General features: G+C 45.1%; 1 protein-coding gene. It reads right to left on the reverse strand.

What is annotated here, in order from left to right; translation table 11 throughout:
* On the reverse strand, nucleotides 1-581 hold a 581-nt coding region (locus tag R8O10_RS26465), incomplete at both ends, for a P-loop domain-containing protein (RefSeq protein WP_318192131.1).

Consider the following 581-nt stretch of genomic DNA (forward strand, 5'->3'; position numbering starts at 1 on the left):
GACTCAATCTGCTCTAGCGCACTAAGGTTAGTAAATTCTTTACCAAAACGCAGTGAGTCTTTGCCTTTTGCACTTACGCGGAATTTACCGTCAGTCAATATATTCATAAGAGCCACGCGGTTTAGTGCGCGTGGTCGGAAAGTTTGTAAGCTCTCTTCTGATTCGTTATGGCGCTGAGTAGGGTGCTGCGCAATCACTTGTTTTGCTTTTTCAGTCACGTCGACCGCTTGGTAGTCATGCATCTGAATAACGGTATTCGCCACATCTAGGTAATCCCCAGAGCCACCCATAACGATGATAGTAGAGATATCGAGTTCATCACGTAATTGACCGATACGGTCAACCAACGGTGTGATTGGCTCATCGCCTTTTGCCACAAGTGCCTGCATACGCTCATCACGAATCATAAAGTTAGTTGCAGATGTGTCTTCATCTATCAGCAGTGATGTTGCACCGGCTTCGATAGATTCTTGTAACCAAGCCGCTTGCGATGTTGAACCTGATGCATCTTGCGTTGAGAAATCTGCAGTATCTTTACCCATTGGCAAATGGTTGATGTAGTTCGATAGATTTAAGTGATG

It is taken from the genome of Vibrio sp. 1727, from assembly GCF_033344415.1.
In the GTDB taxonomy this organism is placed as follows: Bacteria; Pseudomonadota; Gammaproteobacteria; order Enterobacterales; family Vibrionaceae; genus Vibrio; species Vibrio alginolyticus.